Annotated in this window: 17 protein-coding genes; 12 read left to right on the top strand and 5 right to left on the bottom strand. The window is 34.0% G+C overall.

What is annotated here, in order from left to right:
* Positions 1–140 precede the first annotated feature (140 nt).
* The 4 genes from PQ462_RS23190 (at position 141) to proC (ending at position 3,669) form a co-directional block, all read left to right on the top strand.
* Positions 141–452 carry a DUF4286 family protein gene (locus PQ462_RS23190; protein WP_012022932.1) on the top strand — a complete coding sequence of 104 codons (312 nt, stop codon included), beginning with the start codon at positions 141–143 and terminating at the stop codon, positions 450–452.
* A 208-nt stretch (positions 453–660) separates the two neighbouring features.
* Positions 661–1,446 (top strand): 16S rRNA (adenine(1518)-N(6)/adenine(1519)-N(6))-dimethyltransferase RsmA, encoded by a 786-nt coding sequence (rsmA, locus tag PQ462_RS23185; protein ID WP_012022931.1) that lies wholly within the window; start codon positions 661–663, stop codon positions 1,444–1,446.
* Positions 1,430–2,779, top strand: a complete 1,350-nt coding sequence (gene mgtE, locus PQ462_RS23180; RefSeq protein WP_012022930.1) for a magnesium transporter — start codon at positions 1,430–1,432, stop codon at positions 2,777–2,779. The genes rsmA and mgtE overlap by 17 nt, the downstream gene beginning before the upstream one ends.
* A 113-nt stretch (positions 2,780–2,892) precedes the next feature.
* The gene (gene proC / locus PQ462_RS23175) at positions 2,893–3,669 is read left to right on the top strand and encodes a pyrroline-5-carboxylate reductase (protein WP_012022929.1); all 777 of its coding nucleotides are present in this window, start codon (positions 2,893–2,895) and stop codon (positions 3,667–3,669) included.
* A 77-nt stretch (positions 3,670–3,746) separates the two neighbouring features.
* On the opposite strand, the gene PQ462_RS23170 is transcribed toward proC, so the two are convergent.
* Genes PQ462_RS23170 through nhaA form a run of 3 tightly spaced genes read right to left on the bottom strand, consistent with a single transcriptional unit; the run spans position 3,747 to position 5,874 of the window.
* Entirely contained in the window at positions 3,747–4,166 is a 420-nt protein-coding gene (locus tag PQ462_RS23170) for a c-type cytochrome (protein ID WP_274251767.1), read from the bottom strand.
* A 24-nt stretch (positions 4,167–4,190) separates the two neighbouring features.
* A complete protein-coding gene (locus PQ462_RS23165; protein WP_274251766.1) occupies positions 4,191–4,727 on the bottom strand; it encodes a hypothetical protein in 537 nt (178 codons plus the stop codon).
* A 1-nt stretch (position 4,728) separates the two neighbouring features.
* Positions 4,729–5,874 (bottom strand): Na+/H+ antiporter NhaA, encoded by a 1,146-nt coding sequence (nhaA, locus tag PQ462_RS23160; protein WP_274251765.1) that lies wholly within the window; start codon positions 5,872–5,874, stop codon positions 4,729–4,731.
* 469 nt (positions 5,875–6,343) lie between these two features.
* On the opposite strand from nhaA, the gene PQ462_RS23155 reads away from it, so the two are divergent.
* The 5 genes from PQ462_RS23155 (at position 6,344) to PQ462_RS23135 (ending at position 9,051) form a co-directional block, all read left to right on the top strand.
* The gene (locus tag PQ462_RS23155) at positions 6,344–7,288 is read left to right on the top strand and encodes a 2-hydroxyacid dehydrogenase (protein WP_274251764.1); all 945 of its coding nucleotides are present in this window, start codon (positions 6,344–6,346) and stop codon (positions 7,286–7,288) included.
* A 202-nt stretch (positions 7,289–7,490) separates the two neighbouring features.
* A complete protein-coding gene (locus tag PQ462_RS23150) occupies positions 7,491–7,862 on the top strand; it encodes a DUF805 domain-containing protein (RefSeq protein ID WP_012022925.1) in 372 nt (123 codons plus the stop codon).
* Between the two features lie 24 nt (positions 7,863–7,886).
* Positions 7,887–8,165, top strand: a complete 279-nt coding sequence (locus PQ462_RS23145; RefSeq protein ID WP_012022924.1) for a TM2 domain-containing protein — start codon at positions 7,887–7,889, stop codon at positions 8,163–8,165.
* An 84-nt stretch (positions 8,166–8,249) separates the two neighbouring features.
* A complete protein-coding gene (locus PQ462_RS23140; protein WP_121359828.1) occupies positions 8,250–8,489 on the top strand; it encodes a TM2 domain-containing protein in 240 nt (79 codons plus the stop codon).
* A gap of 196 nt (positions 8,490–8,685) precedes the next feature.
* Positions 8,686–9,051 (top strand): DUF805 domain-containing protein, encoded by a 366-nt coding sequence (locus PQ462_RS23135; protein ID WP_274251763.1) that lies wholly within the window; start codon positions 8,686–8,688, stop codon positions 9,049–9,051.
* Between the two features lie 86 nt (positions 9,052–9,137).
* Here PQ462_RS23135 and PQ462_RS23130 read toward each other — a convergent pair whose 3' ends face one another.
* Positions 9,138–10,940, bottom strand: coding sequence for a GNAT family N-acyltransferase (locus tag PQ462_RS23130; protein WP_012022920.1), 1,803 nt, complete (start codon positions 10,938–10,940; stop codon positions 9,138–9,140).
* A gap of 120 nt (positions 10,941–11,060) precedes the next feature.
* Here PQ462_RS23130 and PQ462_RS23125 point away from each other — a divergent pair, with 120 nt between their 5' ends.
* From PQ462_RS23125 to PQ462_RS23115, 3 genes are all read left to right on the top strand, one after another.
* Positions 11,061–11,822 carry an exodeoxyribonuclease III gene (locus PQ462_RS23125; RefSeq protein WP_274251762.1) on the top strand — a complete coding sequence of 254 codons (762 nt, stop codon included), beginning with the start codon at positions 11,061–11,063 and terminating at the stop codon, positions 11,820–11,822.
* Between the two features lie 76 nt (positions 11,823–11,898).
* Positions 11,899–12,843: an OmpA family protein gene (locus PQ462_RS23120; RefSeq protein ID WP_012022918.1), complete on the top strand. Its 945-nt coding sequence runs from the start codon at positions 11,899–11,901 to the stop codon at positions 12,841–12,843.
* 257 nt (positions 12,844–13,100) lie between these two features.
* Positions 13,101–14,138, top strand: coding sequence for an aldo/keto reductase (locus tag PQ462_RS23115; RefSeq protein ID WP_274251761.1), 1,038 nt, complete (start codon positions 13,101–13,103; stop codon positions 14,136–14,138).
* A 174-nt stretch (positions 14,139–14,312) separates the two neighbouring features.
* Here PQ462_RS23115 and PQ462_RS23110 read toward each other — a convergent pair whose 3' ends face one another.
* Entirely contained in the window at positions 14,313–16,280 is a 1,968-nt protein-coding gene (locus tag PQ462_RS23110) for a transglycosylase domain-containing protein (RefSeq protein WP_274251760.1), read from the bottom strand.
* Positions 16,281–16,294: the final 14 nt, after the last annotated feature.

Below are 16,294 nucleotides of genomic sequence, written 5' to 3'. Positions count from 1 at the left end.
TTTGGTTTAATTGGTTATTTGTTTAACCGTTTAACCGAATTTACGATTAAACAAATGAATTTAGTAATATGAGATGTTTATTTTAAGAGTCTAAGAAAAGAAAACTTAGAATCTTAGAATCTCAGAATCTTTTAAAAAACATGATTATTTTTAACGTTACCACCAATATACACGAAAGCGCGCACGATCAATGGTTAAAATGGATGCAGGAAAAGCACATACCGGAGATTTTGGCGACACAAAAATTTTCTTCGGCACGAATTGTAAAAGTTTTGGTTGAAGAAGAAATGGGCGGAGTTACTTATTCTGTACAATACACAACAGATAGTAAGGATACTTTAGAGAAATATTATCTGGAAGACCAGCCCAGATTTGATAAAGAAGCTTTAGAACTCTTTGCAGATAAAATGCTTTCTTTTAGAACAGAACTTGAGGTTGTTTCAGAACATTAATCAGTTCTAAGTCTCGGTTTTCAGTTTTCAGAAAACAGAATTGCCTGCAGATTAAACAGATTATTAGATTTAAAATTGTGATAATCGCGGCAAAAAAATATAAAGCTTTGAGTCTTTGTGCCATTATGGCAAAAAAAGTGAAATAAGCTTTGACCCTTCACAGCAAAAGAATACTTTTGCGCCCTCGTGGCAAAACAAGAATGATAAAATGGAAAAAGTAAAAGCCAAAAAACATTTAGGACAGCACTTTCTTAAAGACGAAAGCATTGCAAAAGCAATTGCCGATACTTTGAGTTTAAAGGGATACGATGAGGTTTTAGAAATAGGACCTGGAATGGGTGTGCTTACTAAATATTTACTTGACAAACCTGTTAATACACGAGTAATTGAAATTGATACAGAATCTGTTGAGTATTTGGGGGTAAACTATCCAAAATTAAAAGATAAAATTATTTCAGAAGACTTTCTGAAATACAATATAAATCAGGTTTACGAAAACAAGCAGTTTGCTATAATTGGTAACTTCCCTTATAACATTTCATCTCAAATTGTTTTTAGAACATTAGAATTTAGAGATCAGATTCCTGAATTTTCAGGAATGTTTCAAAAGGAAGTTGCAGAACGCATCTGTGAGAAAAAAGGATCAAAAACCTACGGAATCCTGTCTGTACTGGCACAGGCTTTCTATGATACTGAGTATTTGTTTACTGTAAGCGAAAATGTTTTTATTCCTCCGCCCAAGGTTAAGTCGGGTGTGATGAAAATGACCCGAAAGGAAGATTATAGTCTTCCGTGTGGTGAAAAGTTATTTTTTACGGTTGTAAAAACGGCTTTTCAGCAAAGACGAAAAACATTACGTAACAGTTTGAAAACATTAAATTTATCAGATAAACTGCGAGAAGACATTATCTTTGATAAACGTCCCGAACAGTTAAGTGTTGAGGAATTTATTGTTTTGACTCAAAAAATAGAAGCCGATGGAGTTCAAAGTTAGCAGAGAATTTATCCACCAATTAGAGGAACTAATCGTTAAGAAAAACGACAATGAACTTGAAGTTTTACTTAATGATCTTCACCACGCTGATATCGCCGAAATTCTTGAAGAATTAGATTTTGACGAAGCAACTTACATTTTCAAAGTTTTAGATAGTGATAAAACCGCTGAGATTCTTCTTGAATTAGAGGAAGACCTGCGTGAAAATATCTTAAGCCGACTTTCACCAAAAGAAATTGCCGAAGAGCTTGATGAGCTTGAAACAAATGATGCGGCAGATATTATCGCCGAGCTTTCTCAGGAAATCAAAGCTGAGGTTATCTCGGAGATGGTTGATGTTGAACACGCCAAAGATATTGTCGAGTTATTACGCTATGACGAAAACACGGCAGGTGGTTTAATGGGGAAAGAGCTTGTAAAAGTCAATGAAAACTGGAACGTTTTGACCTGCGTAAAAGAAATGAGAATTCAGGCTGAAAATGTTTCAAGAGTGCATTCTATTTATGTTGTTGATGATGAAAACCGTTTAAAAGGGAGACTTTCTCTTAAAGACTTGCTGACTTCTTCTACCAAAACTCAGATTGGAGAAGTTTATATCCGAAAATTGAATTTTGTAAATGTTGATACTGAAGATGTAGAAGTTGCCCGTATCATGCAGAAATACGATTTAGAGGCAATTCCGGTTGTTGATGAATTGGGGCGTCTGGTTGGAAGAATCACCATTGATGATATCGTAGACGTAATCAAAGAAGAAGCAGATAAAGATTACCAGTTAGCTGCGGGTATTACACAGGACATTGAAACTAATGACAGCGTTCTCGAATTAACAAAAGCTCGTCTGCCTTGGCTTTTAATAGGTATGGTGATTGAGATTGTAGCTTCTTTTGTTTTAAAAGATAATGAAACCGCTTTTCAAAAATATTCAACATTAATTATTTTTGTGCCTCTGCTTTCGGCAACAGCCGGAAATATTGGAGTTCAGGCATCGGCAATCGTAGTTCAGGGTTTGGCCAACGGAACCTTGAAAGAATTCAGTAAAAGTTATTTCAGTAAAGAAATTACCGTTTCGATGATTTCCGGAAGCATTATTTCATTGCTTTTGCTGGCCTATCATTCTCTTATGTACGGACAATATTTAGTGGGAATCGCTATTTCGATTTCTATGATTGTGGTTATTATGTTTGCCGCAACTTTAGGAACTTTAGTCCCGCTTTTTCTTCATAAAAATAAAATAGACCCCGCTATTGCAACAGGTCCTTTTATTACCACAACAAATGATGTTTTTGGTATCATGCTCTATTTTGGAGTAGCAAAAATGATTCTCGGCTTTTAGATTTTTGCCACAAATTGACCTCTTACAGTGATTTAAAATCTGTAAAATCTGCGTAATTTACACGCCGATAAAATCTGCTGTTTAGCAGCCAAAATAAATTAAAACCAAGCAGGATGAAAGTACACATTATAGGGGGAGGAAACCTTGGAGTTTCTATTGCCTTGGGAATTGCAAAATTTTCTAAAAACAATCAAGTAACTGTAACCAGAAGAAATATAGCCGCTATTCAATATTTAACGGAATACGGAATTACAGTTTCTAACGATAATAAGCACAATATTCAAGAAGCCGATGTAGTGATCTTAACCATAAAACCGTATCAGGTTGATACAGTTTTGGCAGAGATTTTACCGGTAATTCAAAATAAAACAATTGCTTCTGCTGTAAGCGGTTTGTCTTTGGATATTCTTCAATCTAAAACAAATAATGAATATCCGGTTGTACGTATTATGCCAAACATTGCGGCACAGTTTGGAGAATCGGCAACTTGTATTTCTTTTCCTGAAAAATACAAAGAAAACGCGGCGCCAATTGTAGACTTATTTCAGGATTTGGGAACAGCTCCTGTAATAGACGAAAAATTAATGGATGCAGCGACTGTTTTAGGCGCGTGTGGTACTGCATATGCTTTGCGTTATATTCGTGCCTCTATGCAGGCAGGAATCGAAATTGGGTTTGATTCAAACACCGCTCTCGCAATTGCTGCACAAACGGTAAAAGGAGCTGCAAAAATGCTTTTAGAAGAAAGAGTTCACCCAGAACAGTTAATCGACCGCGTAACAACGCCGCAAGGTTGTACAATTGTTGGTTTAAATGAAATGGAACACAATGGTTTCAGTTCATCTTTAATTAAAGGCATCAAAACTTCTTTGAAACAAATCAAAGGTTAGTTGTAAAGAAATTCGAATATTTTTAAAATTCCAAATTCCAATTCTTGTTGGGGTTTGGGATTTTTTGTGTTTAAGATTTAGTAATCACGTTTTGTTGAGCAATAGTCTATTACTAGTGGCAGATTTTTTTCATTTATAACTTCTTTAAACATACTCCTGTGATAATCAATTCCCAAGGTCTCAATTTTGGTACTGTCAATTTTCCTGTTTTTTTGGAGTATCCATTTTACTAAAACCAGTGAATCTGTACTGCGTAATGCTGGTCCAGTGCTTTTGGCGTCTAATTTATGACAAGCGGCACAATTAGAGTTGAAAATTTCTTTTCCTTTATTTTGATTGTCTGTTAATTCAGGATATTTTGTTCCACAAACAGGAACAGGAGTTTTACAATACCAGTTTGTTTGAGGTTTGTATGTTTTTATTTCATAAAAGATTACTCCAACGAGCAGAATTATAAAAGTAATTGAGAATAAAAGAATATGACGTATTCCTTTCATTTGCGAAGTTTAGAATTTGGAATTTTATTTTTGGACTTTTATTAAAAGAATATACTTTCTATCACACTCTGAAAGCTTCGTATAATAATTCATTGAATTGCCAGAATTTTGAATTGTAAGCGTATCTTTTACATAACTGGCACTGATTCCAACAGGGATTTCTAAATCTTTTAAATCTGAAACAGAATCGTTTTCTTCATTACTGATGTCGCCTTCATATTCGGCCCATTTTATACCTTCTAAAACCAAGTACTTTTCTCCATTTTTTTGGTCTTTAAAAGTGGCAGTCCCTTTCAGTTCCCTGCTTTTTGTTTTTAAGAAATAAGAATACCCATTTTTGGTTTTAGTTATTTGCAAAGTAAGTCTGCATTCACCAGAATCATTTTCTTCTGCTTTTGTTTCATAAGTGCCTTCAACAGTCTCTTCGTTATTCTCTACAGGAAGTACAATAGTATCTTTTGTAATTTTTGTTTCGATAACTTCAGATTCTTTTTTTGTATTACAGGCTGAAATTATTAAAACTGCAGAAATTGGTATGATAAGTTTATTTATAAAATTCATTTCAGGTATTTTTATTTTTTGTAAGAATATACCGTAAATATACAAAACCTGTAATTCCAGAAATGATTGAGGCAATAATAATTGCAATTTTAGAGAAAACAATAATTTCAGGATCCTTAAAAGCTAAAAGAGTTATAAAAATGGACATTGTAAAACCAATTCCGCCCAGCATTCCCGCTCCTAATATGTGTGCCCATTTTAAGTTTTTTGGCAGGGCACATAATCCGGCACTTACTCCAATTGAAGAAAAAAGCAGAATGCCAAGAGGTTTTCCTATTACCAGACCTAAAATAATTCCGAATGCATTGGGATGATTTAAGCCAATATGCCAGTTTGATTCTATGGCAATGCAGGTATTGGCAATCGCAAAAAGAGGAAGAATAAAAAATGCAGCAGGCTGATGTAAAAAATGCTGCAATTTGTATGAAGTAGATTTTTCGCTTCCGTCGCCAAACGGAATTACAAATGCCAAAATAACTCCTGTAATTGTAGCATGAACACCAGAATTAAGCATGAAATACCACATTATGACACCGCCAATTAGATACGGAATCAAATTGTAGACTTTCATTCTGTTTAAAACAAATAAGAAAACCCAAATTCCTAATGCAATTGCAAGATTTACAAACCCAATTGAAGTGGTATAAAATACGGCAATAACTATTATGGCTCCCAAATCGTCAATTACTGCAAGGGCTGTTAAAAAGACTTTTAATGAAGCCGGGACTTTATCACCTAAAAGCGATAATATTCCAATAGCAAAAGCAATATCAGTTGCCATAGGAATTCCGGCACCGTTTTGAGTTGAAGTTCCAAAATTTAGAGCAAGAAAGGTAGCAGCTGGAATAAGCATACCGCCAAACGCGGCCATAATAGGCAGCGAAGCATTTTTGATATTTGATAACTCGCCATGATAAATTTCACGTTCCAGTTCCAGACCGATCAATAAAAAGAAAATCGTCATCAATCCGTCATTAATCCAATGCGTGATCGAATGCCCTCCTAAATCTTTTTCCCAAAAGGCAATGTACCCAGCTGAATAAGATGAGTTAGCAGCCCACAACGAAATTACGGTGACAAATAATAATAGTAATCCGCCTGATTTTTCGTTTTCAAAGAAGGCTTTAAAAGTCTTGGTTAATTTCATTTTGGAAAGTTTGTGATGATTTAGAAATGACAGAATTTCTTTGAGGCTTGTATTTTCAAAGTTAAAAAAAAATCTGACCAATAAAAAGTTTCACTTCCATAGCGCAAATATTCCTGTTTTAAATGAGTAAAATCTTTTAACAGCTATGAAGGTTATAAGGAGACTGATAGTAATACTCAGTTTAAATCCCGATACTACTTTTTACATTGAAGGAGTAGAAGACACTGCAGCAGACGGCAGTTAAGGCCGTTTGGTCAGCTAGTTTCAAACTCCCGCTTATTTTGGTTTAACCAATTTTGAAATGCAGGAAGTTAATGGAAAACTTGTTGCAGGATTTATATCCTATAATGCAGATTATGTAAATAACAATTGGGAATATCCGCATGTTTTCCGTTCAATATCTTATCCTTTAGATTAAACGATCTTAGAGAATTACTCGTACTTTTGCCTGACATTAAATTCAATTAAAATGAGTGTGAAAATTCTACATATAGACAGCAACCATCCGGTTCTGTGGAATCAGTTAGAAGAAGCAGGTTTTGAAAACCATGCCGATTTTAAATCTTCTAAAGAAGAAATTGAAGCTAAAATTCAGGATTATAATGGTATTGTAATTCGAAGCCGATTTAAAATTGATAAGACTTTTTTAGATAAAGCCGTAAATCTTCAGTTTATCGCCAGAGTTGGTGCAGGTTTAGAAAGTATTGACTGTGATTATGCCGAAACAAAAGGAATTCATTTAATTGCAGCGCCTGAAGGAAACCGAAATGCAGTTGCAGAACATTCGCTTGGCGTAATCTTATCGCTTTTTAATAATTTAAATCAGGCCGATGCCGAAGTGAAAGCCGGACAATGGAATCGCGAAAGCAACCGCGGTCACGAACTGGACTTAAAAACGGTAGGTATTATTGGTTACGGAAATATGGGAAAGGCTTTTGCTAAAAAACTCCGCGGTTTTGAGACAGAGGTTTTATGTTATGATATTCTGGATAATGTTGGCGATGAAAATGCCAGACAAGTTTCTCTTGTAGAATTACAAGAAAAAACAGATGTTTTGAGTCTTCACCTTCCGTGGACACCAGAAACAGACAAAATGGTTAACACCGGTTTTATAAATGCCTTTAGAAAGCCATTTTGGATCATTAATACTTCGCGCGGTAAAAACATTGTTACAGCAGATTTAGTCGAAGCAATGAAGGCAAAAAAAATATTAGGAGCAGGATTGGATGTTCTTGAGTATGAAAAACTATCTTTTGAAACACTTTTTCAGGATAAAAATACGCCGGAAGCATTCCAATATCTGCTTGAAGCAAAAAATGTTTTGCTGACGCCGCATATTGCAGGCTGGACATTCGAAAGTCACGAGCGTCTGGCTCAGGTTATTGTAGATAAAATTAAGGCTGTATATGCCTAGAACGTTGTTTTCTTTGTTAATTTTAAATAACGAGTCTTTTCTTGTAAATTTTTCGCTGCCGATTAGTTTTATTTGTTAATTTTTAATAATATTGTTTCCGATATTTAAAGAATCAGTCTAAATAACTTTTTCTTTATTTTTCTTGGAGAAGCCGAAAATCCAAAAAAGAGTAGGCATTATTACTTAACTAATTTTATTAATTATGATTGAATGGTACAAAAAAGTAGTTTTTGAAAACTATGCAAACTTTGACGGAAGAGCCAGAAGAAAAGAATATTGGATGTTTTTCTTGACAAATATTATTATAAGTTTTGTTTTAGGCTTTGTAGCTGGATTAATTTCACCTAGTTTAGGCTTAATTGCAAACGTTTACAGCCTTGCTGTTCTTGTTCCTTCAATTGCTGTTGCTATTAGAAGAATGCATGATGTAGGTAAAAGCGGATGGTTTATCCTTATTCCAATTTATAACTTGATTTTAGCTTGTACTGAAGGAGATAAAGGAGCAAACGCATACGGACCAGATCCTAAAAATGAGTTTGATGAACTTAATGAAATTGGTAAAGCCGAGCTATAATTGATATAAATAGTACTATATAATATGGAAACTACAAAACCAGAATCATGGAATACGCCTTCGGGGCCAAAACCAGAAAATAAAAAAGTTGTTGCAGGTGTTCTTGGTATCTTATTAGGAGGATTTGGAATTCACAAATTCGTATTAGGATATACACAAGAAGGAATAATTCAAATCGTGGTTACTTTAGTAACTTGCGGAGCAGGAAGCTTAATTGGTTTCATCGAAGGAATTATCTATCTTACGAAAACAGACGAAGAATTCTACCAAACTTACCAAGTAGGTAAAAAAGGCTGGTTCTAAAACGATATTAAATCCCATTTGTATACTATCAAATGGGATTTTTTTTGCCATTTACATTTAATAATAAACTTTAAAAATACAGGTATGGAAAGTACACAAGAGAATAAAAAAGTTGTTGCAGGAATTCTTGCTATATTATTAGGGGCATTAGGAATTCATAAGTTTTATTTAGGATACAGCAAAGAAGGTATAATCCAGCTTATTTTGGGTCTTTTATGCGGTATAGGAGGTATAATTGGTATAATTGAAGGAATTCTTTATCTAACAAAGTCAGATGAAGAATTTTATCAAACCTATCAGGTTGGTAAAAAAGGCTGGTTCTAAAAAATAAAAAATCCCATTTGAAAGAATGGGATTTTTTATTTGACTGAATTTCAACTCAAAGAAATGTCCTTTTTTATTATAATAAAAACGTTTACCTCCTTTTATAAACTCTAAAAGTAAGTAATCTTGCACTTTGTTAAAAGTAATGGAGTAACTGAAAATCCATAAAGAGTAGGGGAATTTTTAAAGATTTATTATGTTAGAAATGTATAAGAAGGTAGTTTTTGAAAACTACACAAATTTTAACGGGAGAGCAAGAAGAAGAGAATTTTGGTTGTTTACTTTGCTAAATACAATTATCAGTTATGGTTTGTTATTGATTTTAAGTTTGATTTCGCCAAAACTTGCTTTAGTTGCCAATGTTTACAGCTTAGCAGTTTTAATCCCTTCAATAGCGGTTGGAGTAAGAAGAATGAATGACGTTGGGAAAAGTGGATGGTTTTTGCTAATACCTATTTATAGTTTGATTTTAGCCTGTACAGAAGGTGAAAAAGGACCAAACCAATATGGTGCAGATCCTAAAAATCAATTAGAAGATCTAGAGGAAATTGGAAAAGAATAATTCCGATATAGTTTTAAATAAAAGTTGTAACTAAAAAATCCCATTTGCATTTGCAAATGGGATTTTTTTATTTCGGCAGATTATAACTAATCTTCTTTTTCAGATAATTTACGCTCTAATTCTATTTGAAACTCTTCAATAACGGGCTTCATTGTGCTTTCAGGAATATCTGCGATTCTAATGTACATTAAACCGTCAATAGCATTGTTAAATAAAGGATCGACATTAAAAGCAACCACGCGGGCATTTTGTTTGATGTACTTTTTAATTAAAACCGGTAAACGAAGGTTTCCTGGTTCTAACTCATCAATGATTTTATCGAATTTATTTAAGTCAGATTCTGCTTCGTCAAAAATAAAATCTTTATCAGCATCTTTTAATTTTACCTTATAAGCTTTTTTCGGATGGATATATTGAGCAATATACGGATCGTAATAATTCGATTTCATGAACTCAATCATCAATGATTTAGAGAAGTCTGAGAACTGATTACTGATACTTACGCCGCCAACCAGATATTTGTGTTCAGGATGACGCAGAGTAGTATGAATAATACCTTTCCATAATAAAAATAACGGCATTGGTTTTTGCTGATATTCGCGAGTAATAAACGCACGTCCCATTTCAATTGACTTGTGCATCATATCATGAAGTTCCGGTTCAAATCTAAAAAGATCAGTCAGGTAAAAACCTTCAATACCATATTTTGGATAAATCTCAGAACCTAATCCCATACGGTAAGCACCTGCAATTTTCTTGGTGTCATCATCCCATAAAAACATATGGTGATAATATTGATCGTATTGGTCAATATCTATAGATTCATTTGTTCCTTCACCAACTTCACGGAAAGTAATTTCACGAAGACGTCCAATTTCATGTAAAATATTCGGAATTGATTTTGCTCTAGCAAAGAATACTTCGTAGTTTTTACTTTGCAAAAATCGGCAGTCGCTGTCTCTTAGCGCCTGAACTTCATCAAGCATTTTAGATTCATTCGCCGGAGTTACAATCTTTTTTGGTGCTTTTGGAATTTTTAAGCTAGCAGTGTCAATCAATTTGGTGTCTTTCTCAAAAGGATTAGCCAGCATATAAGTTTTTCTTCTTAAAAACTCTGAATATTCTTCAAACGATTCTATTTCGTTTTGTTCGCTTACAGAAATTGGTTTTCCAATACGAACTTTAATTACACGATCTTTCTGCGTTAAAAGCTCAGAAGGTAATTTAGCAGTACGTAAAGTATCGTCTATTTTAGAAAGCCAATAGAATAACTTGCTGTTTTTGGCATGAAAATAAATTGGAACAACCGGAACTTTAGCTTTTCTGATTAATTTCAGAGCGCCCTCTTCCCAAGGTTTGTCTACTACTAATTTCCCGTCTTTATAAGTTGAAACTTCTCCGGCAGGGAAAATTCCAAGCGGTTTTCCGTCACTTAAATGACGCAAAGTTTCTTTAATACCCACTACGCTAGATTTGGCATCCTTATGATTCTCAAAAGGATTAACCGGCATAATGTATTTTTTTAGCGGAACAATTCTGTGTAATAAGAAATTGGCAATGATTTTGAAATTAGGCTCTCTTTCAAGCATTAATTTCAATAGCAAAATCCCATCAATTCCTCCAAGCGGATGATTTGAAATGGTAATGTACGGGCCTTCTTTTGGCAGACGTTTTAAATCTTCTTCCGGGATTTCGAATTTAATCTCCATCTCATCCAAAATTCCATTTAAAAATGCAACATCCTCTAAATGCTTATTATGATCGTAAATTTTATTGAGGGTCGAGATCTTAAGAACCTTCATAAGAATCCAGCCAGAAAACGTACCGAGGACTCCGTACTTTTCAACATTTATTGCCTTTGCAACTTCTTTCGCGGTAACTAAACCCATGTACTATTTTTAATTTATTAGAACAGCGAACAAAGATAACAAAAAACTCTACTTTTCGCTGTTTCCAAAATAAACTTTGCACTTTTTTATTACATTTGGAATCCTAAAAAAAATACCAAGATGAAAATTATTTCTTATAATGTAAACGGAATTCGTGCTGCAATTACCAAAGGATTTATAGAATGGCTGCAAGCGGCGAGTCCGGATGTTATCTGTCTTCAGGAGATTAAAGCAACTCAGGATCAAATTCCTGTAGAGGCTATAACGGCTGCAGGCTATCCGTATCAATATTATTATCCGGCAACCAAAAAAGGATACAGCGGCGTTGCAATATTATCTAAAATTGAACCCCAAAAAGTAGTTTATGGAACAGGAATTCATCATATGGATTTTGAAGGACGCAACCTTCGTGCCGATTTTGATGATGTATCAGTAATGAGTTTGTATCTTCCATCGGGAACTAATATTGACAGATTGGATCATAAATTTATGTTCATGGACGATTTTCAAACTTATATTAATGAATTGAAAATTTCTATTCCAAATTTAATAATCTGTGGAGATTACAACATTTGTCATGAAGCCATAGATATTCATGATCCTGTTCGTAATAAAACGGTTTCAGGATTTTTGCCGGAAGAACGTGCCTGGCTTGATACTTTTATGAAATCTGGATTTATAGACAGTTTCCGTCATTTTAATAAAGATCCGCATCATTATTCATGGTGGAGTTACCGAGCCGGAGCAAGAGGAAATAATAAAGGATGGCGTATTGATTACAATTTGGTAAGCAACGCTATTGAGCATAGATTAAAACGTGCTGTTATACTTCCGGATGCAGTACATTCAGACCATTGTCCGGTTTTAGTCGAAATTGAGTAAAGTTTGGTATTGTTCTTGTTGAAAGAATAGCTGTTTAAAATTATAAATCGCCTCCAAGTAAAAACCGAAAAGTAAAATGATTAAAAAAGCCTCCATTGGATTAGTAGTTTTGGCATTGTCAGCAACTTCTTGTGTATCCAAAAAGATTTACAATGATCTTGAAACAAAATATTCAGATCTAAAAAAAGAAAACCGTTCAATTGCAGACGAAAATGCTGATTTGAAAAAAGCAAAAAATCAGTTAGAATTAGACCGTGATAAACTGACTAAAGATTTAGCCAGTACAAAAGACGATCTTGCAAAACAAAAAGCTGATTTAGCTGCAGAACAAAAGAAATACAAAGTATTGCAAGATTCATATAATGCATTAGAGAAGAACAGCAACGATGCATTAGAGAAAAACATGGCTAAAAACCGTGAATTGTTAGCACAGTTAGAAGCAAAAGGTAAAGCTCTCGCAGATGAACAAGCACGTTTGGATAAAACTGCCAGCCGTTTGAAAGAACTTGAAGATATGATTGCTGCCAAAGAAGAAGCAATGCGTAAGCTAAAAGAAACTTTATCTAAAGCATTAACAGGTTTTGAAGGTAAAGGCTTAACGGTTGAACATAAAAACGGAAAAGTATATGTTTCTATGGAGAATAAATTACTTTTCAATTCAGGAAGCTGGGCTGTTGGCACAGAAGGAAGAAGAGCAGTGGTAGAACTTGGAAAAGTTTTAGGAGACAATCCAGATCTTTCAGTTCTTATCGAAGGACATACAGATGATGATCCGTATGCAGGTTCTGGACCAATTGCAAACAACTGGGATTTATCGACTAAAAGAGCAACAGCAATCGTGGCTATTTTGAGTGAAAACCCAAAAATCAACAAGCAAAAACTAACTGCAGCAGGAAGAAGCGAATTTTCTCCTTTGGCAAGTAATGCTACTCCAGAAGGAAAAGCTAAAAACCGAAGAATCGAAATTATCTTAACTCCAAGATTAGATGAGATTGCAGAGATGCTTAATAGTATTAATTAAGACGCTAAGGTTCTGAGATACTAAGGTTCTAAGATTTAAAAAGGTTCAAGTTTTTTACTTGAACCTTTTTTTATGACCAATAAAAGTTAAATCTTCGCTCTTTAGTAAAACTCCGAAACCACCAAAAAACTTGTACATTTTTTAACCTTTCTGGTTTTTAGATTTGAGAAATCCGTTCGTATCTTTGATGACTTATTATTAAAAAAGGCAAAAAACTTAGAGCCTTAGAATCTTAGCAACTCAGTATCTTAAAAAAAATGAAATACACTACATTACCTAACACCGATATAAAAGTTAGTAAAATCTGTCTTGGAACTATGACTTTCGGACAGCAGAATACAGAAGCCGAAGGGCACGAACAAATGGATTACGCTCTTGATCAGGGGGTGAACTTTTTTGACACTGCTGAAATGTATTCGGTTCCTGCGCGTGAAGAAACTTATGGGAGCACAGAAAAAATTATAGGAACCTGGTTTAAAAAGTCGGGAAATAGAGACAAAGTTATTTTAGCGTCTAAAATCGCAGGTCCAAATCCAAATTTTGGTTACATGCGCGAAAAACTGGATTTTTCTCCGGCAAGTATTAAATATGCTTTAGAAAATAGTTTAAAACGTCTTCAGACAGATTATATCGATTTGTACCAAATGCACTGGCCGGAACGCAAAACGAATAATTTTGGCAGCCGTGCTTTTACAGGTTACGAAGATGCATGGGAAGATAATTTTAGAGAAATCTTAGAAACTTTTGACGGATTAATCAAAGAAGGAAAAATTAAACATGTTGGAGTTTCAAATGAAAATTCATGGGGAATGATGCGTCTTTTGGAAGAAAGTAAATATCAAAATCTTCCAAGAATTAAAACCGTTCAAAATCCTTATAATTTATTGAATAGACTTTTCGAGGTGAATTCGGCTGAAGTTTCAAAACATGAAAATGTTGGTTTATTAGCGTATTCACCTTTAGCATTTGGAGTTTTAACGGGGAAATTTTTAACTGGTGAAGCACATCCAAATGCGAGAGTTAATCTATTTCCACAATATACACGTTACAAAAGCGATCAATGTACACAGGCGACCAAATTATATCATGAAATCGCTAAAAAACATGGTTTAACGTTAACAGAACTGGCAATGGGATTTGTATTGCAGCAGCCATTTTTGACCAGTGCGATTATTGGTGCTACTACAATGGAACAATTAAAAGAAAATATTGCTGCTATTGATGTTGAACTTTCTAAAGAAATTATACTAGAAATAAACAAAGTTCAGGCAATTATTCCTGATCCAGCACCTTAAAAACGGGATTCAACCGCAAGGTTCGCAAAGATTTACGCAAAGTTCGCAATGTTTTTAATTAAAAAAATAATAGAAAAGCACACAAAGATTTACTTTTATAAGTAAAAAAGATCTTTGTGTGCTTTTTGCGTAAATCTTTGCGAACCTTGCGGTTAAACTTTGCTTATGTTGTGGTTACAAATCAAATTCATCGCCCATAGACAAAGAATCATTTTTTATTGCTGTTGAATCTGGCACTTTTATGCGAATTAGAGAACGTGCATTTCCAGAAATATAAACCGGTAATTGTCCAATAGTATCTTCGGGAACTAAAAGCCCTCTTTTAAACATTAAATTTTTCAGGAACTTTTGATTTTTAACGGCGTAATCTTTCAAATTGCCTTCATCATTAAACTGATACATGAATTTTCTTGGTTTCGGGATAATTGTAGCTAAGTACAAACATTCGTCTACATTTAAAGCCGAAGGACTTTTTTGGAAATAAAAATGACTCGCTTCGCCAATTCCGTAAACATTTGGCCCCCATTCAATAATATTAAAATACACTTCAAGCATTCTTTCCTTGCTTACAATTCGGTTGTTTTCTAAAATATAAACTAATAATATTTCTTCAAGTTTTCGCGAAAGCGTTTTTTCACGAGTTAAAAAAACATTCTTAATCAACTGCATACTGATTGTGCTGGCACCGCGTGAGAATTTTTTGGTTCTGATATTTTTCAGAATCGATTGTTTAAAAGCTTCGTTTATAAAACCACGATGCGAGAAGAAAGAAGGATCTTCAGTTGTTAAAACGGATTTTCTCAAATATGGTGAAATTTGATCCAATGGCGTATAATTTGGATTGGCGTTTCCAACCAAAATAGGTCTTTGCAGCACATTTTGAATAATGGCACGATAGACAAATTCGCCATTTAGTTTATTTAAATCGGCTTCGCCGTATTTTGTAATTCGTAAATCTTCTTTATTGAGTTTGCTGTCAAAAACAAGTGTATTGGGTTTGTTTTGGTTGAATTTGAAATCGAGTTTATAATCAAAATTTCCGGTAGCCTGCATTCCCTGAAAATGCGTAAACAATCCGTCAGGAAGCGAAACAATAAAATCCTGCGCTTTCATTTTAGGAATATCGACTTTTAATGTATAAACAGTGTCTTTTTCAGTATCATACGAAACATAAGGTCGGACTTTTATTTTGTTCAGCTGCATTGTTGAAGTGCTGTCGATCGAAATAAAGCTGTCACCTAACAAAAAGCGATAATCAAATCGGGCATTTTTTATAACAACATCTTTGTTTGCAATTTTTGGATGATTGATTTTTAGATTTACAATCGAAGTATATCCGTCGATATGAAGTTCACTGCCGCTTTTGTCAATATTTTCAACATTTAAACGAATAGAATCAAAACTTGCTTTTAGGTTATATCTTTCATCTAAATAAGGAACTCTAATTGCTCCAGTATCTAAATTAAAAAATCGAATATCGGCTTTTTGATTCCTTGGATCTGCAAAACCTTTTAGATTCCATCGCTGGTCAAAATCTTTGCTTACAACATGAATGTTGGTTTCTAGCTGTTTGTTGTTTAAAACAAGCTTATTTATGGCTATATTGGTTTTTTTGCCGTTGTCGTCAATCTTGAATTGGAAGTTTTCCAAATTCATGTCAGTAGGAACTAAATTAAGCAGTTTAGAAATGATGCGATAAGCAAAGGCGCCATATTTTCTTTTTTCATTTTTTTCAGATTCGTCGTCTTTGTTTCTTTTTAAGAAAGCATCAAAATTGCGGATTTTTCCTTTTTTGACTAATTGAACATAACCTTTGTTAATGTTTAAAGTTCCAACCTGAACATCGCCAATTAATAAATTACTTAAACTTACACTGGTTTCAATGTTGTTGATTTTTAATAATGTATCGGCATTTTTAGGGACGAGAACAACATCTGTAAGTTTAATGGTTGATAATCCGTCAAATGAAGCTTCTTTGATGGAGAAATCACTATTGTAGGTAACCGCCATTTTGTGCGTTACCTTAGCAATAGCCTGTTTTAAAAGTGAGTTGCGAAAAAAGTACAGACCAATGCAAAGCAATATAAATACTACGGCAAGTATTTTTAAAGCTTTGTATATTTTTTGTTTAGGAAAATTCATAGAGGTATTTTTAT

This window comes from Flavobacterium sp. KACC 22758 (assembly GCF_028736135.1).
Taxonomy (GTDB): Bacteria; Bacteroidota; Bacteroidia; order Flavobacteriales; family Flavobacteriaceae; genus Flavobacterium; species Flavobacterium johnsoniae.
Note: the sequence above shows the minus strand (reverse complement) of the source record. Positions and strands in the feature narration are given on the sequence as shown.